Below are 24,942 nucleotides of genomic sequence, written 5' to 3'. Positions count from 1 at the left end.
GTTCCAGCCGGAGCCGCCCTGCGACCCGCCCTGCGACCCGCCTTGTGAGCCGCCCTGCGAGCCGCCTTGCCAGCCGGAGCCGCCCTGTGAGCCGCCCTGCGAGCCGCCTTGCCAGCCGGAGCCGCCCTGTGAGCCGCCCTGCGAGCCGCCTTGCCAGCCCGAGCCGCCCTGCGAGCCGCCCTGCCAGCCGGAGCCGCCCTGCGACCCGGAACCGTTGGAGTCCTTGGAGTCCTCGTGCTTCTCCTTGGCATCCTTGGAGTCCTCGTGGTTCTCCTTGGTGTCCTTGGACCCGGTGGCCGGTCCGGCCTTGGGGTCCTTGGTCGCGGTCGGTCCGGCCTTCGGGTCCTTGGACTCGGCGGCCGGTCCGGCCTTCGGGTCCTTGGTCGCGGTCGGTCCGGCCTTCGGGTCCTTGGACTCGGCGGCCGGTCCGGCCTTCGGGTCCTTGGTCGCGGTCGGCCCCGCCTTCGGGTCCTTCGACTCCTCGGGCTTCGCCTTCTGGTCCTCGGCCTTCTTGTCGCCGTGGCCCTGCCAGCCGCCGGGCTTGCAGTAGTCCTGCCAGTTGCCGCCCTGGGAGTCGCCGCCACCCTCGTGCTTGCCGTTCTGGTCCTTGGGATCTTCGTGCTTGCCCTGGTCTTTGCCGTTGTCGCCCTTGTCGTTCTCGGCGGCGACGACGGACAACTGTCCCAGGTCCACGTCTGCCAGACCCTTGTCGCCGGCCAACGTGGCCACCCCGGCCAGGCCAGCCGCGCCAGCTACCAGGCTGCCAGCGACGATGCCCCCGGCTAAGAACCACCGGGACCGCCGCCTTTTTGGCCGCGCCGTGGGCTGACCGGGATCCACGTGGCTCCCTTGGAATTCGGACATCAAGCTCCCTGCCTTTCGAATACAAGACACGGCCGCACCATCTGGGGCGCGGAGGGCCACAAATAGGTTGTAGCCACTTAACGTCACCGTACGGTGCCGTTCAGTGCATCGCGGGCCTATATGAAGAAAACCCACGAACCAGTGGAATTAGGGCCGGTCCACGCTTGAAAAGCGCTAACCGGATAGATGCGGGCCAGACCGTGGCAATCCCATTTCGGGCAGAAAAAAGCAGATGGCTACTCGGCGGACGTACCGCTCTTCCTGTCTGAGTTGACTGGTCCAGGCATGATTCGTACATCGAACCCATCACGCTCATCCGTCGCGTTGGGGTAGTCACGGCCGTAAAGCCGCCCTATCCGGGTCAGGGTTCCTCCGGCAGGGTTGCTCCGGATGGCCTTTCACCCGTGCGGCAGCGAGACTGGGGCGGTGACCGCCCCGATCGACGACTACGTCTCCGCGGTTGGTGACCGGTTGCGCGGCTCCGTCCGGTTGCGGGCCGACATGCTGGCCGAGATCCGGGACGCGCTGGTCGATGCCGCCGAGGGGTACCGGCACGCCGGGCTGACCGAGCCGGAGGCGCAGCGGTTGGCCGTCCGGGAGTTCGGCACGGCCGACCGGATCGCGGCGGGACTCCAGGACGTACTGGCGGTGGCACAGGGACGGCGTACCGCGCTGTTGCTCGTCGGAGTGCTCGGCGCCCAGTACGGCGCGTCGGAGCTGCTGGGTCGGATCGGCGGCTGGCAGCAATTCTGGGACGGCGTCGAGCCGGGGGCGGCGTACCTGTGGCTGGCCCGGGTGACGGACACCTTCGCCGGGCTCGCCCTCGGCACCGCCCTCGTCGCGGCCATCCTGCTGCGCTGGGGGCCACGGCACTTCGACGTCCGCCCAGCGGCGATCCGGGTGACCGCCGTACTCGCATCGGTGGTGGTCGGGGTGACCATGGTCTGCGGCGTGCTGCTGGCCGTACTGCCGCCGGGGGACGGGGGTGCGCAGGCGCTGGTCGGCGGAATGGGCTGGGCGGTCTCGTCGGGCCTGCTGCTCGGCTCGGCGCGGCACTGCTGGCGGGCCGCGGCGGAGCGGCCGGACTTCCGGCCGGCGGCACAGCCGGCCGGGTCGTGCGCGGGTCGGTGAGGGCAGGTTTCCACGGCTGGACGATTGGTCGTACTCTCCGGCGGTGACCGACGGGGAGTACCGCGACCGCCCACCGGCCGACCACCAGCCGCAGATCGGCTACCCACCGGCCGATCACCCGCCTTCCGGGTACCCGCCGTCCGGCGGTTACCCGCCCCCGGAGCCGGAGCCGGCCGCGCACGGCCTCCCGCCGGCCGCCGCCGGCTATCCGGTGCAGCCCACCGGCTACCGGCAGGACCCGCGCCACCACCAGCCCACCCCTACCGGTCACCAGCCCGCCGGCTACGGTGCTGGGGCCGAGCCGACCGCCAGCTACCAGCCCGCCGGTTCGGGGATGGGCGCGGAGGCACCGCCCACCGGTTACCAGGCTGCCGGTCACGGGGCTGGTGCGGAGCTGCCCGTCGGCTACCAGCCGGCCGGTTACCAGGCCGGCCGGTACCCGCCAGGGCCGGTCGGTTACCAGGCGGGGCCCGGCTATCCGGCGTCGGCCGGGTACCCGATGCCGGGCGGCTATCCGATGCCCGGCGGCTATCCGCCACCGGCCGGGCTGGTTCCGCCGCCGCGCCGCCGCCGGTGGCCGCTCTGGGTGGGGCTCGGGACCGTCGTGGCCCTGCTGCTCTGCGCGGTCCCGGTCGCGATCGGTGCGGTGCTGCTCGACCGGGCGTCCGGGCCGACCGGCCCGGCCGCCGGTGCCGGGGCGGCCGCCAGCCCGAAGGCCGGCGACCCGCCCTCGGTCACCGGCGACTGGCTCACCGCGCAGATCCGCGGCCTGCTCGACGCGCAGGCGAAGGCGTTGCTCGGCGGCGACGAGAACGGCTACGTCGGGCTCGCCGAGCCGAACACGCCGATCGCCCGGCAACTCCGGCGCGACTTCCGGACACTGCGGGCGATGCGGGTGAGCAAGTGGGAGCCGAAGCTGCTGGGCCGGGTGAGCGAGCTCAACACGGCCGGCGAGTGGCGGGCCAACCTCACCCTCTCGCACTGCTTCGTCAGCCCGGCCTGCGAGCCGAACGAGATCACCATGGTCACCCGGTGGAAGGACGTCGTCGGCCAGCCACGGCTGTTCGCGATCGACACCGACGAGACCGGCGGGCCGGGTCGGCCCCGGCCCTGGGAGAGCGACGAGCTGGTCGCCTCGATCGGCGAACGCACCCTGGTCGCCGCGCCCCGGGCGTTCCGGGACCGGCTGCCCGACCTGCTGCGCGAGGGGGAGCGGGCGGCCAGGGTCGCCGACCGGTACGCCGTGGACGGCAAGCCACCGGAGCGCTACCTGATCTTCTACGCCGGCCCGAACGAGTGGAGCCGCTGGTACGGCGGCAACCGTCCGGAGTGGACCGCTGGATACGCCGTACCGGTCGGCGGCGACCAGTACGACCTGGTGCTCAACTCCAAGGCCGTGGTGCCGGGCCAGTACGCCGACCTGATGCGGCACGAGCTGACCCACGCCTCCTCGCTGGCCGGCGCCGACCGGATCCCCGACGACGCCTGGTGGCTGGTGGAGGGGATCGCCGAACAGGCGGCGGCCGGTGGCCGGGCGGCGAGCCGGTACGGCAGCCTCGACGACGTCGACCGGCTGGTCAACTCGGGCTGGAACGGCGAATTGGCGGACGTGGCGCCCAGCGACCGCTCCGAGGACTGGCACGTCGCCGGCAGCTACGGCGTCGGCTACCTCGCCGTCCGGCATCTCGTCGACCGGTTCGGCGAGAAGGACGTACTCACCTTCTTCAAGCTGGTGGTGCACGACGGCCGGTCGGAGGAGGAGGCGTCCCAGGAGGCGTTCGGTCAGGACTGGTCGAAGCTGCACGACGAGTGCGTGGCGTACGTGAAGAGGACCGCCTCCTGATCAGGTGCAGCTCAGCGGGCTCGCGGCCCGCGCGTCCTGCCGGCCGGTGCGGGTGGCACCTCGTACCATGGCGGCGTGCGTCGCGCCTCTCCGCCGCGCCTGCCCGCAGCACCGCGGCCCCGTCACTCCGTGATCTCCGCCGCCCTCCTCGCCCTCACCATCCTGTTCGGCCTCTCCGCGGCCTCCTGTGAGTCCGACGACCAGGTCAGGTTGGCCAGTGTGGAGCGGGCCGACGTCGCTGAACTGGTCGACGCGCCGGCCAGCGTGACCGCGCGGGCGGCGGCCACCCTGAGCGCACCCGCCGACGGCACCCTGGCCGAGCTGCGGGTCAGGCCGGGTGCCCTGGTCAAGCCGGGCCGGGTGCTCGCGGTTGTCGACTCGCCCTCGGCCCGGGACCGGCTGGCCAAGGCCCGCCGGGCCCTCGACGCGGCGCGGAGCGCCGGGCGGGGCGTCGGCGGCGGCACCGACCTGTCCCGGTTGCGCCGTGGCACCGACCGGGCGGCGGCGCAGGCGTTCCGGGCCGCCCGGGACGCCGCCGGCAAGCTCACCGACCCGGCCGCCCGGGCCGCGCTGCTCGCCCAGATCCGGATCGCGGAGCGGCAGTACGAGGCGGCGGCCGAGACCGCCGGTGCGGCGGTACGCGCCGTCCAGCGCGGCGTCGCCGGGCTGAATTCCGCGGTACGGGCCCTCTCCGCAGCCCAGCGTCTCCAGGCCGAGCAGGCGTACGACCTGGCGAAGGCGACCGTCGACGCGCTCGTGCTGCGGGCACCGATCGGCGGGGTGGTGCAGCTCGGCGGTCCCGCCTCGCCGGCTGCCGGTGCCGGTACGGCCGACGCGCTGGCCGGACTACTCGGCGCGACCGGTGGGCTGGGTGCCCCGGGCGGGGTCGATCCGACCGGGGCGCTCGGCGGGGGCAACCCGACCGCCCCGGTGGCCGGCGTCGACGGCGCGGTGCCGGTCGGCGGCCGGGTGAGCGCGGGCACCCCGATCCTGACCGTGGTGGACCTGACCGACCTCGGGCTGGTCGCCGAGGTGGACGAGACCGACGTGCTGCTGGTCAACCAGGGGGTGCCGGCGAGCGTGGAACTGGACGCCGCCACCGGAGCGGAATATTCGGCCCGGGTCCGCTCGGTCGACGTACTGCCGACCGCGTCGGCCCGGGGTGGTGTCTCGTACCGGGTGCGGCTCTCGCTCGGCCCCGGGCGCTTCGCCGACGGGCGGGCCGCCCCGGCGCCGCGCCCCGGGATGAGCGCGGTGGTCCGGCTGCGGGTCCGGGAGGCGGCCGGCGCGGTGACCGTACCGGCCGCGGCGGTGCACTCGGCGCAGGGGCGGGACGCGGTCTGGGTGGTCGAGGACGGGATCGCCGAGCAGGTGCCGGTGACGGTCGGGGTACAGGGCCAGGACCTGGTGCAGATCGTCAGCGGGGTGCAGCCGGGCCAGCAGGTGGTGGTCAGCGGCGGCGACCAGGTGCGCCCCGGAGAGCGGGTACGTTGACTTCCTCTCCGCGGAGGATCCGGTGACCGCCGCGCCGGTGGGCAGCTCCGGCGACGTCGCGACCGGTGGACCGACCCGGCGGTCCGGGGTGGCGGTCGAGGCGGTCGACCTGGTCCGGACGTACGACCTGGGCGGGGTGTCGGTGACCGCGCTGCGCGGTGTCTCGCTGACCATCGCCGCCGGTGACTACGTGGCGGTGGTCGGCCCGTCCGGGTCGGGCAAGTCGACCCTGATGCACCTGCTCGGCGGGCTGGACCGGCCCACCACCGGCCGGCTGGTGATCGGCGGCCGGGACGTCGCCACGCTGGACGCCGGAGAACTCGCCACGCTGCGCAACGAGACCATCGGCTTCGTCTTCCAGTCGTTCCACCTGCTGCCCCGGACCTCCGCACTCGACAACGTCGCGCTGCCGCTGGTCTACCGGGGCATCGGCGGCCGGCGACGGCGCGAACTGGCGGCGGCGATGCTGGGCCGGGTCGGCCTCGGGCACCGGCTGGACCACCGGCCCAACCAGCTCTCCGGCGGTGAGCAGCAGCGGGTGGCGATCGCCCGGGCCCTGGTCACCGATCCGGTCCTGCTGCTCGCCGACGAGCCGACCGGCAACCTGGACAGCGCGACCGGCGAGTCCGTGCTGACCCTGCTGGAGGAGTTGAACGCCTCCGACGGGGTGGCGCTGGTGTTGGTCACCCACGACCGGGAGGTCGCCGAGCGGGCGCACCGGCAGGTCACGATGCGCGACGGCCTCCTCGTCACACCGCCGGTGGAGCCGGAACCGACGGGCCTACCACCGGCGGCCGGGCCGGATTCGGCGACGGTCGTGCCGGCGGCGCGGCGGGCGCCTGAGATAGTAGATCCCGCTCCCAGCGCGGAGCCCCGACGAGCGTCCGGAAGCGACTCGGGGCACCCGTCCGGTGGCTTCGGTGGCGCCACCGAAGCCACCGGACGCCGCGGGTCGGGCGGAGCCGGCTCCGGCCATGCCGACGGGCCGGCTGCCGGGGCGGGGAGCGGCTCGTGAGGATCGCCGAGGCGTGGCGGGTCGCGCTGGACGCCCTGGCGGCGAACCGGCTGCGCAGCATGCTCACCATGCTCGGGGTGGTGATCGGGGTGGCCGCCGTGGTGGTGCTGGTCGCGATCGGCACCGGCGCCAAGCGGGAGGTGGAGCAGCAGGTCGAGGGGCTCGGCTCCAACCTGCTCGTCGTGGTGCCCGGCCGGCTCGACTTCGGCGCGGCACCGGCGGTCTCCCGGCTCTCCCTGGCCGACGTCGAGGCGGTCAACCGGGTCGTCGGCGATCCGCGCCGGGTGGCGGTCACGGTCACCTCCGGTGAGACGGTCCGCGCCGGCACCCGCTCGGCGTTCACCACCGTGCAGGGCGTACTGGAGACCACGCCCGAGGTCTTCGTCCGGGAACTGGACCGGGGCAGCTACCTGACCTCGTCCGATGTCGACACCAGTCGCCGGGTGGCGGTGCTCGGCGCCACGGTCGCCGGTACCCTCTTCGGCGACCGGGAGCCGGTCGGGCAGCAGGTGGCGATCGCCGGCGTACGGTTCCGGGTGGTCGGGGTCTTCGCTCCGCTGGGGCAGAGCCTCGGAGTGGACCGGGACGACGAGGTGCACATCCCGGTCACCGCCGCGCACCGGCTCTACGGCACCCAGCGGATCGACGGGATCGCGATCAAGGCGCCGCACCGGGAGGAGATCGACGACCTCGGGGCCCGGGTCGTCGCCGAGCTGACCCGGCGGCACCCGGAGACCGAGTTCAGCGCGGTGACCCAGGAGCAGATCCTCGGCGTACTCGGGGACATCCTCGGGGTGCTCACCGGGGTACTGGCGGCGATCGCCGGCATCTCGCTGCTGGTCGGCGGCGTTGGGGTCTCCAACATCATGCTGGTCTCGGTACGCGAGCGGACCCGGGAGATCGGGCTGCGCAAGGCGGTCGGCGCCCGTCCCCGGGACATCGGGATCCAGTTCCTGCTGGAGGCGGTGCTGCTGACCGCGCTCGGCGGGGTGCTCGGGATGGGGCTCGGGGTGGGCGCCGCGCTGCTGGTGGCCGCCCTCTCCCCGGTACCGGCGGTGGTCACCTGGTGGTCACTGGCGCTCTCGTTCGGGGTCTCGGCGGCGGTCGGGATCATCTTCGGGGTGGTACCGGCGCAGCGGGCCGGGCGGTTGGACCCGGTGATCGCGCTCCGCGCCGAATGACCCCTTCGGGCGTGAACTGCCCGTTCCCACCCGTCGACCCGCGTGCCAGTGATGATCAATTGCCCGAAGGGATCGCGCCGGTCACAGCCGTCCCGTTACCGTACTGGTAACACGCGCGTAGCGGCGGCGCGGAAGCATCCCGCCGGGCGGTACGCGCCGGGGATTGGGATGGGTTGGTGAGCCATGGCAGGATCACCACAGCCGGACAGCCGAATGCCGGAGGTCAGGTTTCTGACCGTCGCCGAGGTGGCGACGCTGATGCGGGTCTCGAAGATGACGGTCTACCGGCTGGTGCATTCCGGCGAGCTGACGGCGGTGCGGGTCGGCCGGTCGTTCCGGGTGCCGGAGCACGCCGTGCACGACTATCTGCGCGGTGCCTTTCAGGAGACCGCCTGACCGCTGAGCGGTGGCGTCGCGACGGTTCCGGAGCGCTCCGGGCGGTTCCTCGTGGGGGCGCTTTGGTCCGGCTGACGGCCGAGGGCTAGTCTGGACCGCGACCGTGGCCACGTGCCGAGATGGGTGCGAGCCCGTCGTGCCGGCCCGGTCCGTTGTCCAGCTCGGTAGCCGGCCGCACCCGCGGGTGAGGCCGGTCCGATCAGCACGTCGCATCAGAAGGGCTGTCGTATGGGCTCGGTGGTCAAGAAGCGCCGCAAGCGCATGGCCAAGAAGAAGCACCGCAAGCTGCTGCGCAAGACCCGCGTCCAGCGTCGCCGTCTCGGCAAGTGACCCCGGCCGGGCGCCTGCCCGGCCGGCGGTGAGCCGGTCAGCTGTCGACCTTCGGAGGCCCACGTGACGACGTCGCGGCGGTCCGGGCCCGGCCCGGGTCGTCCCGCGCGGAGCGCGAGGTGACCCCCGGTAGCACCCCCGGTGCGCCGGGGGTCGTCGTGGTGACCGGAGTCAGCCGGTTCCTCGGTGCACACGTCGCGGCGCGGCTCGTCGCCGACGGCCGGATCGCCCGGGTCGTCGGTCTCGACGTGCACGAACCGGCGGACGAGATCGCGGGGCTGCTCGACGGCGTCGAGCGGGTCCGGGCCGATGCCGGCGCGGTGAGCACCATCATTGACGAGCTGGGTGCCGACGCCGTCGTGCACCTGGCGCTGGTCACCGCGGCTGATCCGCAGCACGGCGGCCGGGCGGCGATGAAGGAGCAGAACGTCATCGGCACGATGCAGCTGCTCGCCGCCGCCCAGCGGGCGCCCCGGCTGCGCAAGCTGGTCGTCCGGTCGTCGACCGCCGCCTACGGGGCGTCGTTCCGGGACCCGGCTGTCTTCACCGAGGACACCGAGCCCCGGGCCGTGCCGCGTGGCGGCTTCGCCCGGGACATCCTCGACATCGAGGGGTACGTCCGCGGCTTCCGGCGGCGCCGCCCCGACGTCACCGCCACCGTGCTGCGCTTCGCGCCGTTCATCGGCTCGATGGCCAACACCACGCTGACCAGGTATTTCGCCCAGCCCGTGGTGCCGACCGTGCTCGGTCGCGACCCCCGGCTCCAGTTCGTGCACTTCGACGACGTGCTGGAGGTGCTGCACCGGTCGGTGGTGGAGGAGCACCCCGGGACGTACAACGTCGCCGGGCCGGGAGTGCTGGCGCTCTCCCAGGCCATCCGCCGGGCCGGCCGGGTCGCCCTGCCGGTGGTGGAGCCGGGGCTTTCCGGCGCGGCCGGGCTCGCCCGGGTGCTGGGCTTCGCCCGCTACGGACTCGACCAGGTCGACCTGTTCGTGCACGGCCGGGTGGTCGACACCACCAGGCTGACCACGGAGTACGGCTTCACCCCGCGCTCCACCGCCGCCGCCTTTGACGAGTTCATCGCCAGCCACAGCGACGGGACGGTGCTCGGGCCGGAGCAGCTCCGCCGGGCCGAGCAGGTGATCATGGACGGGATCCGGCACACCCGGGCCACGGTCCGGGACCGGATCACCCAACTCGGCGCGGTCGACGGTGCCGGACCGGCGGAGCGGGGTGGCCGGTGACCGGCGACGACCGGCGGCCCACCGGCACCGGAAACGGCGAGAACGCAGCGGCGCGGCACGATCTGGGGAACATCCCGGACCGGCGATACTCCGCGCCTGCGGAGTACGACGGTACGGAGCTGGAGCGGTCGGCGCGGCGCAACGGGCGCCGGTCCGGCCCGACCGGGCCGGCGGTGCCCGACCGGCCGGGTGACGTCTGGGACCGGCGGGTCGCCGCCGGGCTGGCCTTCCTGCGCCGGCGCCTCTCCGGGCAGTACGAGGTCGACGAGTTCGGCTTCGACCCCGAGCTGACCGACCAGGTCTTCCATCCGGTGCTGCGCCGGCTCTACCGCGACTGGTTCCGCACCGAGGTCTACGGCGTGCGCCACCTGCCGGTCGACGGTGCCGGGCTGGTGGTCGGCAACCACTCCGGCACGGTCGCGATGGACGCGCTGGTGCTGGCGGCCGTGCTGCACGACCGGCACCCGAAACACCGCTACCTGCGGCTACTCGGCGCCGACCTGGTCTTCCGGATGCCGGTCGTCTCCGAGCTGGTCCGCAAGACCGGCGGCACCGTGGCCTGCAACCCGGACGCCGAGCGGCTGCTCGGCCGGGGCGAGCTGGTCGGCGTCTTCCCCGAGGGCTTCAAGGGCGTCGGCAAGCTCTACGCGGACCGCTACAAGCTGCAGCGGTTCGGCCGGGGCGGCTTCGTCTCCGCCGCGCTCCGCACCGGGACGCCGATCATCCCGGTGGCGATCGTCGGTGCCGAGGAGACGTACCCGATGCTCGCCGACATCAAGCCGCTGGCCCGGCTGCTCAAGCTGCCGTACTTTCCGGTGACGCCGACCTTCCCGTGGCTCGGCCCGCTCGGTGCGGTGCCGCTGCCCAGCAAGTGGCTGATCGAGTTCTGCCCGCCGATCCCCACCGATCACCTGGTCGACTCCGCCGACGATCCGCTGGTCGTCTTCAACCTCGCCGACCAGGTCCGGGAGACCATCCAGCAGACCCTGCACCAGTTGCTGGAGAAGCGGCCCGACCCGTTCGGCCCCTGAGCGGCACCCCGACCGGAGGCGGTTACCGGGTCAGCCGGCGGCGCATCGCCAGCCCCGCCGTCACCGCGCCGGCCACCAGCCCGGCGGCCACGGTCGAGGGTACGGCGATCCGGGCCGCCTTCCGCCCGGTCCGGAAGTCGTGTACCGCCCAGCCGCGCTCCCGGGCGTGCCGGAGCAGCGTGCCGTCCGGGTTGATCGCCACCGCCCGGCCGACGGCGGAGAGCATCGGCAGGTCGTTGGCGGAGTCGCTGTAGGCTGCGCACCGATCCAGATCCAGCCCCTCCACCATGGCGAGCTGGACCACCGCGTCCGCCTTCGCCGGCCCGTGCATCAGGTCGCCGACCAGCCGCCCGGTGTACGCCCCGTCGCGGATCTCGGCGACGGTACCGAGCGCGCCGGTCAGGCCGAGCCGGGCCGCGATGATCCGGCCGATCTCCACCGGGGCGGCGGTGACCAGCCAGACCCGTTGACCGGCGTCCAGGTGCTGCTGGGCCAGGGCCCGGGTGCCGGCCCAGATCCGGGGGGCCATCAGCTCGTCGAAGATCTCCTCGGTGAGCCGTTCGACGTCCTCGACCCGCCAACCGGCGACGAAGGCCAGCGCCGCCTCCTTGACCCGGGACATGCTGCCGGGGTGTTCGACGGCGAGCACCCGGAACCGGAGCTGCTGCCAGCCGAACCGGACCAGGTCACCGGTGGTGAGGTAGTTGCGGGCCGCCAGGCCACGGGCGAACCAGTAGATGGAGGCGCCCTGCATCACCGTGTTGTCCACGTCGAAGAAGGCGGCGGCCCGGGGGTCGGTCCGGGCCGAATCCGCCGGTGGGGCGTCCGGCCCCGCGTCGGCCCAGCCGGCGGTGTGACCGTGGTCGTCGGTGCTGACCGTCACCTTGCGGGCCCGGGCCACGCGGGAACCTCCTCGCTACGGGTACACAGCGAGGGTAGCCGGATCCGCCGAGGCGCACCCGGAGTCCGGGACAGTCGGGCCGGTGCGGGCGATGGTCAGCCGCCGACCCGGTGCACGGGTTCGGTGGTGCTGCGGTCCCGTACCGCCGGTGGCTGGTCCTGGCTGGGCGTCGGCGCCGGTGGCCTGGGTGCCGAGGTGCGGTCCGGGGCACGCGGCGGCTCCTCCGGGGTACGGCTGCCACCGTCCCCCTCGGCCGCCGGGGGCGGCGCGTCCGACGGCGTACCGGCCGGGCCACGGTTGACCGGGCAGGTCCGGGGAAGCGGTCCGATCGAGTCGTTCCGGCCGATCGCGCCGACGCCGCAGGCGAGCGCGGCCCGGAGGCTCTCGGACCGGTCCTGCACGTCGTCGAGGAGCTTCAGCGACTCGTTGGCCCGGCTGCGGGTGGCCCGGGTGGTGTCTTCGAAGAGGCGGGCGACCTGCGGGCGCTGCTGGCGCAGGAAGGTGTCCACGGCGTCGAGCGCGGCCGGGTCCTGGCGCTGCACCGCCGCGCTGGTCAGCAGCTTGATGCCCTGCCGGGTGTCGGCGTCCATGTCCTCCAGGACGGCGGAGAAGCCGAAGTTCTGCCCGCCGACCGCGACCGCCTCGGCGAGCCGGGTACGCGCGAAGTCGAGGAAGAGCTGCCCGCGACTCAGGTCGGAGCTGGCCAGGGCGAGCTGGGCGCGTTCGGTGTGCCGCTTCATGCCGTACAGGGCGTCGCCGGGTACCGCGTTCTCACTGGCGGCGGACATCCCGGAGACCGCGATCGCGCCGACCGCGACCCCGATGACGACGGCGCCGCGGGCCCGAGCCCGGGTACGTGGTCCCCGGAACGCGGGCTGACTGGCCCGACGGGTGGCGGGTTGGCCGCCGCCGTCGACGATGGCGTCGTCGCTGGCGGTCGCGCCGATCCCTTCCCGTTCGGCGGTGGCGATGAGCATGGCGCGCAGGCCGGCCCGGAAGTCGGGGTCGACCTCGACGGTGGACTGCACGTCCCTAAGGCGTTGCCCGACAGCCAGCGGCTGTGCCAGTTCGTCATCGACCCGGGACCGGACGTGATGGCGAGGGCCTCCGTTGGCCTCGTCGAGCAGCTGCGCGAAGCGCTCGGCGCGTTGGCGGTAGAAAGTCTTCCAACTCACCGCCGACACCTCCCTTCGCTGGTCGCGATGCTGCGGTCGGCCCGTCTCGCCGTCCGGATACGACGGTGGCTGACTTCAGGACCAGGCCACGGTGCCCGAGGCCGGATCCGCTCTCCGACCGACCGGCCGGAGGGATGTCTGGCCAACCGCCGGTCGCACCCGGACAAACGGTCGGCGGGGTCGACCGGTTACGGGCGGGCGGCGGGAAATACTACGAAGAGTGAGCGGAGTCACGGAGCGTCGGCGGCGGCCGCCACAGCGCCTCACGGCTGGAATCCGTCCGGTAGCAACCTGGCCAGCGCCCGGACGGCGCGGTATTGCAGAGCCTTGATCGCGCCCTCGTTCTTGCCCATCGCCTGGGCGGTCTCCGCCACCGAGAAACCCTGTAGAAATCGCAGAACGATGCATTCCTGCTGCTCGGGGTTGAGCTGCTTGACGGCGGTCAGCAGGGCGACGTTGGTGATGTGCTCGACGACGGCCGCCTCAGGGCTCCCCTCCGGGCCCCGATCCTCGCGGTCCGCATCCAGAACGTCACCCGTAGTAACTTCCAGGCGGTACCGGCCGGACTTGAAGTGGTCCGCGACCAGGTTCCGGGCGATCGTCACCAGCCAGGCGCCCAGGTCACGGCCCTGCCAGGTGAAGCTGCCGATCCGTTTCAGTGCCCGTAGGAAGGTGTCCGAGGTGAGGTCCTCGGCGAGTTGCCGGTTGCCGACCCGGAAGTAGACGAACCGGAAGACGGTGTCGACGTACCGGTCGTAGATCAGGCCGAACGCCTCGGGCTCGCCGGCCTGGGCCCGTTCCACCAGGGCCCAGACCTCCCGGGCCGGATCCGACGGGTCCGGCCGGTCCGGATAGCCGGTCGGCGGGCCGCCGCCCGAACCGGTCGACTTCTCGGTCGCCGGCACCACCGGCAGCACCGCGGTCTCGGTCTCGGACACCGCGGGCTGGGCCGGCGGTGTCGCGGCACCCGGCTGGGCGGGCATGGCCGGCCGGGTCGGACTGGCCACCCGGCCGCCGACCGGGCGGGCGTTTCCGCCCGGCGTGTTGTGCCGGGGTGGGGTCTCGTTCGGATGTGGACGGTTTCGGGTCCGCTTGGAGCCGCCGTCGCCGCGTACCGCCAGGCTCAGCATGTCGTCCATGGACACGCGGAGCCGGTCGAGGCCCTCGGTCAGGGCGAGCCGGGTGTTCCGGGGTGCGCCGCCGGTCGCTCCGCCGACGTATCCGTATGTGCTCACTGGACCTCCCCGGCCGGCCGAGGCCGCGGGACCGGTCGCCGGGAGCCGGCCGCGATGGGGGCCGTACCCACGCCGGGGTCGGCGCGATCCGGCACGGCAGTTCCGGGCTGCGCCGTACGACGGCACACGCCCCACAGCTGCTGGTGCAGTGCTCTCACAGGCACGGCGGCCTCCTCGGGCTGAGGGGTGTCGACTCACGGCAAAAGGGGTGAGCCGACCCGAGTGATGATAGGGCCAACGTCACCCATGTGCGGCAAGTCCGTTACACAGAGCCAAAGTATTTCCAGAAGCCACCCGAACGGGGCGCACAGCTTGTGCGTTGTCAGATGCCTGACAGTACGGTGGCGAGGGCTCTGAGCAGGGAAAACGTGGAAACACGCCAATGCGCGGCCGGCCTTGGGCGTGCCGCCGCGAACGTGTTAGAAGCAGTCCACCGCGCCGGGGCGGTCGATATCTGAAACCCGTTACGGTCTGCTGGACCGTACCCCGGCGGAGGCGGAGAAGTCGAGGGAAGTTCCACGTCGAGAGAACTTCCACCGACGTCGTCGGCGTGTGGCGTACCGGCGGGTCCGGGATGGCCGGTTGGGCGACCGCTGCACACCGGCGGCGGTCGGAGTACGCGTCGCGCCCGGCTCTGTGCCAGACTCAGCGACCGTGCAGGATGGACCGGACACCCCCGCCGAGCCAGCCGCGGTCACCCTGGCCGACCGGGTACGCCTGGCCGCCGCCAGTCGACCCGACCGACCCGCACTGCTCTGGCCGGACGGCGTACTGAGCTGGGCCGAACTGGACAGTGCGGTGGACCGGGTCGCCGCAGCGCTGCGCGGCCGGTTCGGAGTGCCGGCCGACGGCCATCCGGCCCGGGTCGCCATCGCACTGCCCAACTCGCCCGACTTCGCGGTGGCGTTCTTCGCCGCCCAGCGGGCCGGGCTGGTCGCGGTGCCGGTGAACCCGGCGCTGACCGGTCCGGAGCTGCGGCACATCCTGGCCGACTCGGCGGCGGGCGTCCTGATCTGCACCGAACAGGTCCGGGTGGCGGTCGACGGGGTCCGCGCCGAGCTGCCGGCACTGACCGAACTGCACACCGCACTGCCGGACCCGGGCGTCGGGGTGGTGCCGGGCGGCGACCCGGCCGACCGGCCGATCCGGCCAGACCCGGAGGCGGTTGCGGTGCTGCTCTACACCTCCGGCACGACCGGCGAGCCGAAGGGGGCGATGCTGTCCCACCGGGCGCTGCTCGCCAACCACGAGCAGATCGGCCGGATCTCCCCGCCGGTGGTCGGGCCGGACGACCGGGTGCTGCTGGCCCTGCCGCTCTTCCACGCGTACGGGCTGAACGCCGGGCTGGGCGCGGTGGCGTACCACGGGGCGTGCGGGGTGCTGGTCGACCGGTTCGACGCGGCCGCCGTACTGGAGGTGGTCGCCCGGCACCGGGTGAGCGTGCTGGTCGGCGTACCGTCGATGTTTCTCGGTTGGACGATGCTGCCGGACGCCCCGGCGGCGGCCGGGGTGCCGGCCGGTCCGGCGCTGCGCACCGCGATGGCCTCCGTGCGGGTCGCGATCTGCGGCGCCGCCCCGCTGGCCGTCGGCGGCGCGGCCCGGTTCGCCGAGGCGACCGGCCGGCAGATCCAGGTCGGCTACGGCCTCACCGAGACCGCTCCGGTGCTCACCACCACGCTCTCCGGCCCGGCGGCGAAGCCGAACTCGATCGGCCGGCCGATCCCCGGTGTCGAACTGCGGCTCGTCGCCGCCGACGGCGAGGAACTGTGGCGGGACGGCTCCACCGTCGAGCCGGCGGACGACGGGGACGGCGCGGACGAGCCCGATCTGGAGTTCTCCTCGCCCGGCACCGACCCCGGCGAGATCGTGGTCCGGGGCGCCAACCTCTTCTCCGGCTACTGGCCCGACGGGCACGGCGGGCCGGACCCGGACGGCTGGTGGCGGACCGGCGACGTGGCGTACGCCGACGCCGGGGGCGACCTCTTCCTGGTGGACCGGCTCGGCGAACTGATCCTGGTCAACGGCTTCAACGTCTATCCGCAGGAGGTCGAACGGGTGCTCGGCGCGCACCCGGAGGTGGTCGAGTCGGTGGTGTTCGGGGTACCGCACCCGGTGGCCGGGGAGGCGGTCACCGCGTACGTCGTACGGGCCCCGGAGAGCAGCGTCTCGACCGCCGAGCTGGCCGCGCACTGCGCCGGTAGCCTGGCCCGGTTCAAGTGCCCGAGCAGGATAGAGTTCGTCGGGTCCCTGCCGCTCTCCGCGATCGGCCGGGTACGCAGATCGGTGATCCGGCAAAGGGGCGCGAGTGACGGCGAGTGAGCCACGGCTGACCTTGATCACCCGACCCGGCTGCCACCTCTGTGAGGTGGCGAAGGAGGCCGTCGACCGGGTGGTGGCGGTGACCGGGGACCGGTGGACCGAGCTGGACGTCACCGGCGACCTGGAGCTGGAGCGGGAGTACGGCGACCGGCTGCCGGTGGTGCTGCTCGACGGTCGCGAGCACGGCTACTGGCGGGTCGAGGAGGAGCGCCTGCTCCGCGACCTGACCGCCCCCCGCACCTGACCGCTTTCCCCCAACCGGCCGCCCCGCGCGACGGTCCCGGCGCCGGCGTGTGACGTCGGTGACTTCCCGCCCTGCCGCCCGGCCGCAGCCGTCGGTCCGGTCGAGGTCTCCGCGTATCGTGCTCGGATGCGTGAGCACCTCGTCTGGGACTGGAACGGCACCCTGCTCGACGACCTGACCCTGGTGGTCGCCGCCACCAACGTGGCCCTGGCCGGTGCGGGCGGGCCCGAGGTGACCGCCGAGGAGCACCGTACGCAGTTCCGCCGGCCGATCGCGGACTACTACGCCGAGGTGCTGGGCCGGGCCGTGGACGCCGAGGAGTTCAGCCGGCTGGACCAGCTCTTCCACGAGGCGTACCGGGTCGGGCTGGCCAGTTGCGACCTGGCCGCCGACGCCACCAAGGCCATCCAGACCTGGACCGGTACCCAGTCGCTGCTGTCGATGTGGTTCCACGACGAGCTGGTGCCGGCGGTCGACCGGTACGGGCTGACCGCCGTGTTCCGCCGGGTCGACGGGCTGCGCGGCACCGTCGGCGGCGAGCGCAAGGCCGCCCACCTGGCTCGGCACCTCGCGGAGTTCGGTGTCGACGGGACGTCGGCGGTGCTGATCGGGGACTCGATCGACGACGCCGAGGCGGCCGACTCGGTGGGCGCCCGCTGCGTCCTCTACACCGGCGGTTTCACCGATGCGGCCCGGCTGCGTGCCGGCGGCTGGCCGGTGGCCGACTCGCTCACCGAGGCCGTCGAACTGGCCGCCAAACTGGACTGACCGGGAACATGGCGGGTCGGGTCAGCCGCGCAGGTAGGCGAGGACGGCGAGGACCCGGCGGTGCTGCTCCTCGTCGGGCGGCAGTTGCAGCTTGGTGAAGATGTTCCGGACATGCTTCTCCACCGCGCCGTCGCTGACCACCAGGGCCCGGGCGATGGCGGTGTTCGACCGGCCCTCGGCCATCAGCCCGAGCACCTCCCGCTCGCGCGGGGTCAACTGTCGCAGCGGGTCGTCCCGGCGGCGCCGGACGAGTAGCTGGCCGACCACCTCCGGGTCGAGCACGGTGCCGCCGCCGGCCACCCGGCGTACCGCGTCGAGGAACTCGTCGATCGCCGCCACCCGGTCCTTGAGCAGGTAACCGATCCCACCCCCACCGACGCCGCCGCTGGGCTTGACGGTGGCGAGCAGGTCGTCGGCGTACGACACCTCGACGTACTGGGAGAGGACCAGGATCGGGGTCCGGGGTACCCGCTGCCGGGCCTCCACCGCCGCCCGCAGCCCCTCGTCGGTGTGCGAGGGCGGCATCCGGACGTCCACGATCGAGACGTCCGGGCGGTGCGTGACGATGGCCTCGACCAGGGCCGTACCGTCGCCGACCGCGGCCACCACATCGTGGCCGTGCTCGGTCAGCAGGCGGATCAGACCCTCCCGGAGGAGGACCGCGTCATCGGCGATCACTACGCGCATGGTGTTGTTGTCTACCACTGCCGGCCCGTCCGGTGGGCGTTCGCGGCCGCCGGGCGTGGCCCCGGCCGGTGCCGGGGCGGTGCCGGAGGACACGCCGGGGCCGCTCAGCACGGCAGCTCGGCCCGGATCTCGGTCGGTCCGCCGACCGGGCTGAGCACGGTCAGGGTGCCGTCGTTGGCGCGTACCCGGTCGGCGAGCCCGGCCAGGCCGTGTCCCTTGGAGAGGTGCGCGCCGCCCTCGCCGTCGTCGATCACCACTATCCGCAGCGCCCGCTCCTCGCGGGTCACCGTCAACCAGCACTCGGTGGCCCGGCTGTGCTTGGCGACGTTGGTCAGCGCCTCGGCCACCACGAAGTACGCCGTCGACTCGATCGCCGGGTCGGGCCGGCCGTCCGCGGTGCCGAGCCGGGGGTCGACGGCGAGTTCGACCGGGATCAGCCCGCGCCCGGCGAGCGCCGCCAGGGCGCTGGGCAGGCCCCGGTCGACCAGGATCGGCGGGGCGATGCCCCGGGACAGTGCGCGCAGCTCGGCGAGGGTGTCCCGGGTCTGTGCGAGCGCCTCGCCGAGGGTCTGTCGGGCCGCCTCCGGGTCCGAGTCGAGCTGCTGCTGCGCCCGGCTCAGGTCCATGGCCAGCCGGACCAGCCGCTGCTGCGGCCCGTCGTGGATGTCCCGTTCCAGCTTGCGCAGCGCGGTGGCCTCCGCCGAGACCGCGGCCCGCTTCTGCTCCTCCAGTACGGTGATCCGGTTGCGCATCTCCGCCACTCCGGTCAGCAGCGCGCGACCGAGCCCGGCCTGCATCAGGGCACAGCCCCGGACCACCAGGGGCAGGGTGATCAGGAAGAACACTCCGAGCGCGGTGTTCACCCCGATCCGGGTGGCGGCGGTGTCAGCCAGTCCGAGCAGCTCGGGCAGGCCCTCGTCGCCCGGGCTCTGCGGGATCGCCCAGTCATACGCCCAGTAGAGGGAGCCGCCGATCGCACCGGCCCACCAGACCACGGTGATCACGAAGGTGCCGAGCGCCACCACCAGCCGTACCCAGCCGTGCGCGAGGTCGAGCCAGGACTGCGCGTCGGCGATGGGTACGAAGATCCGCCGCCAGGCGCTGGCCCCAGGCTCGGCGGTGCGGTAGTTGGGGCGTACCCGGGGCTGCCGGAGCACCGCCGGCATCCGCAGCCGTTCGATGTCGGCGAACCCCCGGGCCGCGTAGAGGGTGCCGGCCAGGATCGGCAGCCCGGTCACCGTCACTGCCAGCCCGGCGCTGAGCGCGACCCCGGTGACGAGCACGACGAAGCTCGCCAGTGCGAGGGGGAGGCCGAGGAACACGTAGCCGGAGTCGATGGCGAGCTGGCGTAGCACGGTGCGGCCGGCACCGGGTTCGGCACCGGCGGCCACGCTGGTGGCGGTGGTCGTGGTCATGTTCTCGACGCTAGGCATCGGCGCGGTCGGTCCCCATCCCATCGGCTGGCCTCTTCACGGTAGGGCTGTCCCCACCCGGGACGAAATCCGCGCGCCACCCGGCCCCTCGGCGGCGAGGACGAGCGCCGGGAGGGACGACGGCGGCGGGCCCCTCGGCCGTCACCACCGTGTCCTGCCCCGTCCGGCCGGGCTCCCCGGTTGCCGTCCGGGTCGGAGGTCCGGCAACCGGCAATCCGCTGAGCGCCAAGGGTTTGTCGTCAAATGTAATGGTGGGTTCAGGAAATTCGCGGCGCATCGTGATTGCTGGCTCGGCGGAAAGAGCTGGCCGATCGGCCGGCGCGGTAGCGGCGAGTTGGTCAGATAAGTCGGACTTAGGTAATAATCGCCGTGACGGCTCCGGTTGGGTCGCGAACTGATCTTGTAAGTGGAGGCCCAGGTGGGGCGTTATCGCGGTCTATCAAGATCGCGATTTGTGCGTGTCTTCACAAGCGCCTACTCTGTTACTCCGACGAGCCCTGCTAGCACAGCCGGTCATGGCGGCCGCCAGCGGGTCCACCGGAACGACCCGCCGGTCCGGCTGGTCGAAGATCGCACGGCACGGAGTCGCATGAGTCAGCACCGCCCCGTAGGCACGCCCGGCCGCGCCGGTGCCGTGCCGGCGCTTCCGGATCTCCCTGAGGCGACGGTCGCCCGGCTCCCCGAATACCTACGTGCCCTGCACAATCTCGCCGAAACCGGTAACGACACGGTCTCCAGCGAGGAGTTGGCGGCGGCGGCCGGGGTCAACTCGGCGAAGCTGCGCAAGGACCTCTCGCAGCTCGGGTCGTACGGCACCCGGGGCGTGGGCTACGACGTCGCCCTGTTGATCGACCAGATCGAGTTCGTGCTCGGGCTCACCCAGTGCCGGGCGGTCGCCCTGGTCGGTGTGGGTAATCTCGGTCACGCCCTTGCGGGGTACGCGGGCTTCGCCGGCCGTGGCTTCCGGATCGCGGCGCTCTTCGACGCCGACCCGGCCCGGCTGGGCGAGGTGATCAACGGGCTGGTCGTCCGGCACATCGACGAGCTGCCGCAGGTGGCCGCCGAGGAGAGCATCGCGATCGGTGTGATCGCCACCCCGGCCACCGCCGCGCAGAGCGTCGCCGACCAACTGGTCGCGGCCGGGGTGACCAGCATCCTCAACTTCGCACCGTGCGTGCTGGCGGTGCCGGACGGGGTCGACGTCCGCAAGGTCGACCTCGCCATCGAGCTGCAGATCCTCTCCTTCCACGAGCACCGCAAGGCGGCGCTCACCGGGCTGCCGGCGACCCCCGGACCGGGCGCCGCGCTGGGCACACCGAATGGCAGCACCCTGGGCGGCGCCGGTGCGGCAGGGCTGACCGCCCTGCCCGGCGGGCTCGCCGCCACCGGTACCACCGAGGCAGCGCCCGCCGGGACACTCCGGTCGAACGCGGAGGCGGTCGGCTCATGAATCTGCTTGTCGTCGGTGCGTCGCACCGCACCGCACCGGTCGCCATCCTGGAGCGGTTGGCCGTCGCCGGCACCGAGCTGCCGGAGATCCTCGCCCGGCTGCTCGCCCAGCCGTACGTCGGCGAGGCGGTCGTCGTCTCGACCTGCAACCGGGTCGAGGTCTACGCCGCTGTCACCGGCTTCCACGGTGGGCTGGGGGACATCTGCGCGGTACTGGCCGGGCACGCCGGGGCCGCCCCGGCCGAGCTGGCCAACCACCTCTACGTGCACTACGACGGCGCGGCGGTGGAGCACGCCTTCCGGGTCGCCGCCGGGCTGGACTCGATGGTCGTCGGCGAGGCGCAGATCCTCGGCCAGCTCCGGGACGCCTACCATGCCGCGAGCGAGGCCGAGGCACCCGGCCGGCTGCTGCACGAGCTGATGCAGCAGGCGCTCCGGGTGGGGAAGCGGGCGCACGCCGAGACCGAGATCGACCGGGCCGGGCAGAACGTGGTCAGCGCCGCGCTCGACCTGGCCGCCACGCACCTCGGCGGCGCCATCGAGGGCCGCCCGGTGCTGGTGGTCGGGGCCGGCTCGATGGGCGCGCTGGCCGTGGCCACGCTCTCCCGGCTGGGCGCCGGCCCGGTGGGGATCAGCAACCGGGGTCACGACCGGGCGCTCCGGCTGGCCGAGGCGTACGGCGCGACCGCGGTGCCGATCGCCGAACTCCCGACCGCCCTTTCCACAGTGGACATAGTAGTCGCCGCCACCGCGTCGATCGAGCCGGTCCTCACCCGGGAGACGGTGGAGCGGGCGCTGCGGGAGCGCGCGGCCGACCGGCCCGACCCGCTGGTGCTGCTCGACCTCGCCGTACCCCGGGACATCGAGCCGGCGGTCGCCGAACTTCCCGGCGCGATGGTGATCGACATCGACGGACTGGCCGCGGCCCAGCCGATCGGCCCGGCCGCCGCCGACACCGCGGCCGTCACCCGGATCGTCGGCTCCGAGGTCGAGGCGTTCCTCACCTGGCTGCGCGGCGCGGACGTCGCGCCGACCGTGGCCGCGCTGCGGGCCCGGGCCGACGAGGTGGTCACCGCCGAGCTGCGCCGGCTCGCCCAGCGCCGGCCGGACCTCACCGACGACCAGCGTGCCGAGGTGAGCCACACGGTGCACCGGGTGGTGCAGCGGCTGCTGCACTCGCCGACGGTACGGGTCCGGCAACTCGCCGCCGAACCCGGCGGTGACCAGTACGCCGCCCTGCTCCGGGAACTCTTCGACCTGGAGGTGCCGGTCACCTCACAGGCGGACACCGTGCCGGAACTGGCCGCCGCCGAGCTGGCCGGAGTACCGGCCGGCAGCCGGTTGACCGGTCTCGCCGGCCTGCCCGGCCTCGGTGGCCTGCCGGAGATCGGCGGCCAGGCCGACCTCGGCGCCGGTCCGGCCCTGCGTGCCCCGGTGCCCCGACAGCAATCCGGAGGAGAACGATGACCGAGGTTCAGGCCCGCGCCGGCCGGACCGATGGCACCGGGTGGGCGGACCTCGCCGGGCGGATCGGGGTGCCGGCATGACCGCGCTGCGGCTCGGCACCCGGGGCAGCGCCCTCGCCCTCGCCCAGTCCCGGGCGGTCGCCGACGCGGTGACGGCGGCGACCGGCCGCCAGGTCGAGCTGGTCGAGGTCGTCACGGCCGGCGACCGGTCCAGCGCCCCGGTGCACCGGTTGGGCGTCGGGGTCTTCGTCTCCGCGCTGCGGGACGCCCTGGTCGCCAACGAGATCGACTTCGCGGTCCACTCCTACAAGGACCTGCCGACGGCTGGTCAGGCCGGGCTGCACATCGCGGCGGTACCGCCCCGGGAGGACCCGCGCGACGCGCTGGTCGCCAAGGACGGCCGCACCCTCGCCGAGCTGCCGCCCGGTGCCACGGTCGGCACCGGTGCGCTGCGCCGGATCGCCCAGTTGCACGCGCTCGGGCTCCAGCTCACGGTGGTGCCGATCCGCGGCAACGTGGACACCCGGGTGGGCCGGGTACGCGGCCCGAAGGCGGATCTCGACGCGGTGGTGCTGGCCCGGGCCGGGCTGGTCCGGCTGGGCCGCGCCGACGAGATCAGCGAGACTCTCGACCCGATGCTGATGCTGCCGGCACCCGCACAGGGGGCGCTGGCGGTGGAGTGCCGGGTCGACGACGCGGAACTGGTCGAGCTGCTCGGCGTGCTCGATCATGCACCGACCCGGGCCGCGGTCACCGCGGAGCGGGCGTTTCTGGCCACCCTGGAGGCCGGGTGCAGTGCGCCGGTCGCCGGGTACGCCGAAGTCGCCGAGGGCGACGACGGCGATGAGATCTACCTGCGCGGGGCGGTGATCAGCCCGGACGGTACCCGTGACATCCGGCTGTCCCGCACCGGTACGCCCGCCGAGGCGACGGAGATCGGTAAGGCGCTCGCCGCCGAACTCCTCGACCTCGGCGCCGACTCGATCCTCGGGGCGCCCAAGGAATCCGGCGCGAGGACCCAGCATTTTGGAGCTACAGAATGATCGGCACCCGTAAGCCCGCAGGCCGCATCGCGTTCGTCGGGGCCGGACCCGGTGACCCCGGCCTGCTGACCCGCCGGGCGCACGGCGCGTTGATCGACGCCGACCAGGTGGTGTACGACCGCAGCGTTCCCGAGGCCCTGCTCACGGCGGTCAAGGCCGAGGCCAAGGAGGACGCGCAGTTCACCCCGGCCGAGGGGGCGCCGGGGGACGTGGCCAAGGTGCTGCTCTCGGCGGCCCGGTCCGGGCTGACCGCCGTGCACCTGGTCGCCGGTGACCCGTTCGGGCACGACTCGGTGGTCAAGGAGGTGCAGGCGGTGGCGCGTACCGCCGTGCACTTCGAGGTGGTGCCGGGGGTCGGCCAGGCCGAGGGGGTGGCCACCTACGCCGGGGTACCGCTGTCCGGGGTACGCACCGCCGCCGACGTGGACGACGTCACCGCGATGGACTTCGAGGCGCTGGCGGCGGCAATCGGCCGTGGTTCGCTGGCGCTGGCGGTGGACGCCGGTGACCTGGCCGCGATCCGGGACGGACTGCTCGCGGTGGGGGTGGACGGCTCCACCGCGGTCGCGGTGACCGGGGACGGCACCGGGGAGACGCAGTACACCACCACCTCGACGGTGGACAGCTTCGTCGCCGCCGCGCTCGGCTTCACCGGCCGGGTGGTGCTCACCCTGGGCGCCGGTGTCCCGCACCGGGACAAGCTGAGCTGGTGGGAGAACCGCCCGCTGTACGGCTGGAAGGTGCTGGTGCCGCGCACCAAGGAGCAGGCCGGGGTGATGAGCGCCCGACTTCGTGAATACGGCGCCATCCCGTGCGAGGTGCCGACCATCGCGGTCGAGCCGCCGCGTACCCCGGCCCAGATGGAACGGGCCGTCAAGGGCCTGGTCGACGGCAGGTACGCCTGGGTGATCTTCACCTCGGTGAACGCCGTACGGGCGGTCTGGGAGAAGTTCGCCGAGCACGGGCTGGACGCCCGGCACTTCGGCGGCGTCAAGATCGCCTGTATCGGCGAGGCGACCGCCGACGCGGTACGCGCCTTCGGCATCCAGCCCGAGCTGGTCCCGTCCGGGGAGCAGTCGTCGGAGGGGCTGCTCGCCGAGTTCTCGCCGCACGACGAGATCCTCGACCCGGTCGGCCGGGTACTGCTGCCCCGCGCCGACATCGCCACCGAGACCCTGGCGGCCGGGCTGACCGAGCGCGGCTGGGAGGTCGACGACGTCACCGCCTACCGGACCGTGCGGGCGGCCCCGCCGCCGGCCGAGATCCGTGACGCGATCAAGTCGGGCGGCTTCGACGCGGTGCTCTTCACCTCCTCCTCGACCGTGCGCAACCTGGTCGGCATCGCCGGCAAGCCGCACGCCCGGACGGTGGTCGCGGTGATCGGCCCGAAGACGGCGGAGACCGCCACCGAGTTCGGCCTGCGGGTGGACGCCCAGCCGGCGCACGCCTCGGTGCCGGACCTGGTCGAGGCGCTCGCGTCCTACGCGGTGGAGCTGCGGGAGAAGCTGGCCGCGATGCCGGCGAAGCAGCGCCGGGGTTCAAAGGTCCAGGGTCCGACCGCGCTGCGGTTTCGGTAATCTCTGTCGGATTTGTGTAGCGCCATCTGTGGTGAAGCACGCTCGGTTCTGAGGCACCATCGGTCCTAGGACGCCATCGACGGCACAGGGCCGTCGGCGGTCCCGATGGCCCGGCA

At 73.4% G+C, this 24,942-nt stretch carries 19 protein-coding genes and 3 pseudogenes; 16 read left to right on the top strand and 6 right to left on the bottom strand.

The window, feature by feature from the left end:
• A pseudogene (locus AAH979_RS21455) lies at nucleotides 1–729 on the bottom strand (hypothetical protein); the annotation flags it as partial.
• A 561-nt stretch (nucleotides 730–1,290) separates the two neighbouring features.
• On the opposite strand from AAH979_RS21455, the gene AAH979_RS21450 reads away from it, so the two are divergent.
• The 9 genes from AAH979_RS21450 (at nucleotide 1,291) to AAH979_RS21410 (ending at nucleotide 10,529) form a co-directional block, all read left to right on the top strand.
• Entirely contained in the window at nucleotides 1,291–1,995 is a 705-nt protein-coding gene (locus AAH979_RS21450; protein WP_346259891.1) for a permease prefix domain 1-containing protein, read from the top strand.
• Between the two features lie 43 nt (nucleotides 1,996–2,038).
• Nucleotides 2,039–3,838, top strand: a complete 1,800-nt coding sequence (locus tag AAH979_RS21445) for a hypothetical protein (protein WP_346259890.1) — start codon at nucleotides 2,039–2,041, stop codon at nucleotides 3,836–3,838.
• Between the two features lie 36 nt (nucleotides 3,839–3,874).
• A complete protein-coding gene (locus tag AAH979_RS21440) occupies nucleotides 3,875–5,332 on the top strand; it encodes an efflux RND transporter periplasmic adaptor subunit (RefSeq protein WP_346259903.1) in 1,458 nt (485 codons plus the stop codon).
• An 88-nt stretch (nucleotides 5,333–5,420) separates the two neighbouring features.
• Nucleotides 5,421–6,347 carry an ABC transporter ATP-binding protein gene (locus AAH979_RS21435; RefSeq protein ID WP_346259902.1) on the top strand — a complete coding sequence of 309 codons (927 nt, stop codon included), beginning with the start codon at nucleotides 5,421–5,423 and terminating at the stop codon, nucleotides 6,345–6,347.
• Nucleotides 6,344–7,528 carry an ABC transporter permease gene (locus AAH979_RS21430; RefSeq protein WP_346259889.1) on the top strand — a complete coding sequence of 395 codons (1,185 nt, stop codon included), beginning with the start codon at nucleotides 6,344–6,346 and terminating at the stop codon, nucleotides 7,526–7,528. Before AAH979_RS21435 ends, AAH979_RS21430 begins: the two co-directional genes overlap by 4 nt.
• 183 nt (nucleotides 7,529–7,711) lie before the next feature.
• Nucleotides 7,712–7,924 (top strand): helix-turn-helix domain-containing protein, encoded by a 213-nt coding sequence (locus AAH979_RS21425; protein WP_101369425.1) that lies wholly within the window; start codon nucleotides 7,712–7,714, stop codon nucleotides 7,922–7,924.
• A gap of 228 nt (nucleotides 7,925–8,152) precedes the next feature.
• Nucleotides 8,153–8,254 (top strand): AURKAIP1/COX24 domain-containing protein, encoded by a 102-nt coding sequence (locus tag AAH979_RS21420; RefSeq protein ID WP_007465623.1) that lies wholly within the window; start codon nucleotides 8,153–8,155, stop codon nucleotides 8,252–8,254.
• Between the two features lie 119 nt (nucleotides 8,255–8,373).
• Nucleotides 8,374–9,498 carry an NAD-dependent epimerase/dehydratase family protein gene (locus tag AAH979_RS21415; protein ID WP_346259888.1) on the top strand — a complete coding sequence of 375 codons (1,125 nt, stop codon included), beginning with the start codon at nucleotides 8,374–8,376 and terminating at the stop codon, nucleotides 9,496–9,498.
• A gap of 119 nt (nucleotides 9,499–9,617) precedes the next feature.
• Nucleotides 9,618–10,529, top strand: a complete 912-nt coding sequence (locus AAH979_RS21410) for a lysophospholipid acyltransferase family protein (RefSeq protein ID WP_346259901.1) — start codon at nucleotides 9,618–9,620, stop codon at nucleotides 10,527–10,529.
• Nucleotides 10,530–10,551: 22 nt separating this feature from the next.
• On the opposite strand, the gene AAH979_RS21405 is transcribed toward AAH979_RS21410, so the two are convergent.
• From AAH979_RS21405 to AAH979_RS21395, 3 genes and pseudogenes are all read right to left on the bottom strand, one after another.
• Complete coding sequence (locus tag AAH979_RS21405) at nucleotides 10,552–11,430, bottom strand: HAD-IB family hydrolase (RefSeq protein ID WP_346259887.1); 879 nt, start codon at nucleotides 11,428–11,430, stop codon at nucleotides 10,552–10,554.
• Between the two features lie 293 nt (nucleotides 11,431–11,723).
• Nucleotides 11,724–12,605: pseudogene (locus AAH979_RS21400) on the bottom strand (DUF5667 domain-containing protein); the annotation flags it as partial.
• Between the two features lie 263 nt (nucleotides 12,606–12,868).
• The gene (locus AAH979_RS21395) at nucleotides 12,869–13,735 is read right to left on the bottom strand and encodes an ECF subfamily RNA polymerase sigma factor, BldN family (RefSeq protein ID WP_346259900.1); all 867 of its coding nucleotides are present in this window, start codon (nucleotides 13,733–13,735) and stop codon (nucleotides 12,869–12,871) included.
• A gap of 759 nt (nucleotides 13,736–14,494) precedes the next feature.
• On the opposite strand from AAH979_RS21395, the gene AAH979_RS21390 reads away from it, so the two are divergent.
• The 3 genes from AAH979_RS21390 (at nucleotide 14,495) to AAH979_RS21380 (ending at nucleotide 17,171) form a co-directional block, all read left to right on the top strand.
• Entirely contained in the window at nucleotides 14,495–16,159 is a 1,665-nt protein-coding gene (locus AAH979_RS21390) for an AMP-binding protein (protein ID WP_346259886.1), read from the top strand.
• The gene (locus AAH979_RS21385; protein WP_346259885.1) at nucleotides 16,146–16,403 is read left to right on the top strand and encodes a glutaredoxin family protein; all 258 of its coding nucleotides are present in this window, start codon (nucleotides 16,146–16,148) and stop codon (nucleotides 16,401–16,403) included. The genes AAH979_RS21390 and AAH979_RS21385 overlap by 14 nt, the downstream gene beginning before the upstream one ends.
• 126 nt (nucleotides 16,404–16,529) lie before the next feature.
• Complete coding sequence (locus AAH979_RS21380) at nucleotides 16,530–17,171, top strand: HAD hydrolase-like protein (RefSeq protein WP_346259884.1); 642 nt, start codon at nucleotides 16,530–16,532, stop codon at nucleotides 17,169–17,171.
• A 21-nt stretch (nucleotides 17,172–17,192) separates the two neighbouring features.
• On the opposite strand, the gene AAH979_RS21375 is transcribed toward AAH979_RS21380, so the two are convergent.
• Together AAH979_RS21375 and AAH979_RS21370 are read right to left on the bottom strand one after the other, a co-directional pair.
• The gene (locus tag AAH979_RS21375) at nucleotides 17,193–17,858 is read right to left on the bottom strand and encodes a response regulator transcription factor (protein ID WP_346259883.1); all 666 of its coding nucleotides are present in this window, start codon (nucleotides 17,856–17,858) and stop codon (nucleotides 17,193–17,195) included.
• A 104-nt stretch (nucleotides 17,859–17,962) separates the two neighbouring features.
• On the bottom strand, nucleotides 17,963–19,273 hold the full coding sequence (locus tag AAH979_RS21370) for a sensor histidine kinase (RefSeq protein ID WP_346259882.1): 1,311 nt from the start codon (nucleotides 19,271–19,273) through the stop codon (nucleotides 17,963–17,965).
• A gap of 607 nt (nucleotides 19,274–19,880) precedes the next feature.
• Between AAH979_RS21370 and AAH979_RS21365 the strand changes: the two genes are divergently transcribed.
• The 4 genes and pseudogenes from AAH979_RS21365 to AAH979_RS21350 all read left to right on the top strand — a co-directional run bounded on the left by AAH979_RS21365 (nucleotide 19,881) and on the right by AAH979_RS21350 (nucleotide 24,826).
• Nucleotides 19,881–20,741, top strand: coding sequence for a redox-sensing transcriptional repressor Rex (locus tag AAH979_RS21365; protein WP_346259881.1), 861 nt, complete (start codon nucleotides 19,881–19,883; stop codon nucleotides 20,739–20,741).
• Nucleotides 20,738–22,042, top strand: a pseudogene (locus tag AAH979_RS21360) (glutamyl-tRNA reductase); the annotation flags it as partial. The gene AAH979_RS21365 and the pseudogene AAH979_RS21360, both read left to right, overlap by 4 nt.
• Before the next feature lie 241 nt (nucleotides 22,043–22,283).
• A complete protein-coding gene (gene hemC / locus AAH979_RS21355; RefSeq protein ID WP_346259880.1) occupies nucleotides 22,284–23,249 on the top strand; it encodes a hydroxymethylbilane synthase in 966 nt (321 codons plus the stop codon).
• On the top strand, nucleotides 23,246–24,826 hold the full coding sequence (locus tag AAH979_RS21350; protein ID WP_346259879.1) for a uroporphyrinogen-III synthase: 1,581 nt from the start codon (nucleotides 23,246–23,248) through the stop codon (nucleotides 24,824–24,826). The genes hemC and AAH979_RS21350 overlap by 4 nt, the downstream gene beginning before the upstream one ends.
• The last annotated feature ends 116 nt before the right edge of the window (nucleotides 24,827–24,942 follow it).

The organism is Plantactinospora sp. ZYX-F-223, from assembly GCF_039649625.1.
In the GTDB taxonomy this organism is placed as follows: domain Bacteria; phylum Actinomycetota; class Actinomycetes; order Mycobacteriales; family Micromonosporaceae; genus Plantactinospora.
Note: the sequence above shows the minus strand (reverse complement) of the source record. Positions and strands in the feature narration are given on the sequence as shown.

Coding starts and splice junctions, on each gene's coding strand:
- AAH979_RS21425 (WP_101369425.1), top strand. CDS start 7,712: ATGGCAGGATCACCACAGCCGGACAGCCGAATGCCGGAGGTCAGGTTT.
- AAH979_RS21420 (WP_007465623.1), top strand. CDS start 8,153: ATGGGCTCGGTGGTCAAGAAGCGCCGCAAGCGCATGGCCAAGAAGAAG.
- AAH979_RS21395 (WP_346259900.1), bottom strand. CDS start 13,735: ATGCTGAGCCTGGCGGTACGCGGCGACGGCGGCTCCAAGCGGACCCGA.
- AAH979_RS21380 (WP_346259884.1), top strand. CDS start 16,530: ATGCGTGAGCACCTCGTCTGGGACTGGAACGGCACCCTGCTCGACGAC.
- AAH979_RS21375 (WP_346259883.1), bottom strand. CDS start 17,858: ATGCGCGTAGTGATCGCCGATGACGCGGTCCTCCTCCGGGAGGGTCTG.
- AAH979_RS21370 (WP_346259882.1), bottom strand. CDS start 19,273: ATGACCACGACCACCGCCACCAGCGTGGCCGCCGGTGCCGAACCCGGT.
- AAH979_RS21365 (WP_346259881.1), top strand. CDS start 19,881: ATGAGTCAGCACCGCCCCGTAGGCACGCCCGGCCGCGCCGGTGCCGTG.
- hemC (WP_346259880.1), top strand. CDS start 22,284: ATGACCGCGCTGCGGCTCGGCACCCGGGGCAGCGCCCTCGCCCTCGCC.
- AAH979_RS21350 (WP_346259879.1), top strand. CDS start 23,246: ATGATCGGCACCCGTAAGCCCGCAGGCCGCATCGCGTTCGTCGGGGCC.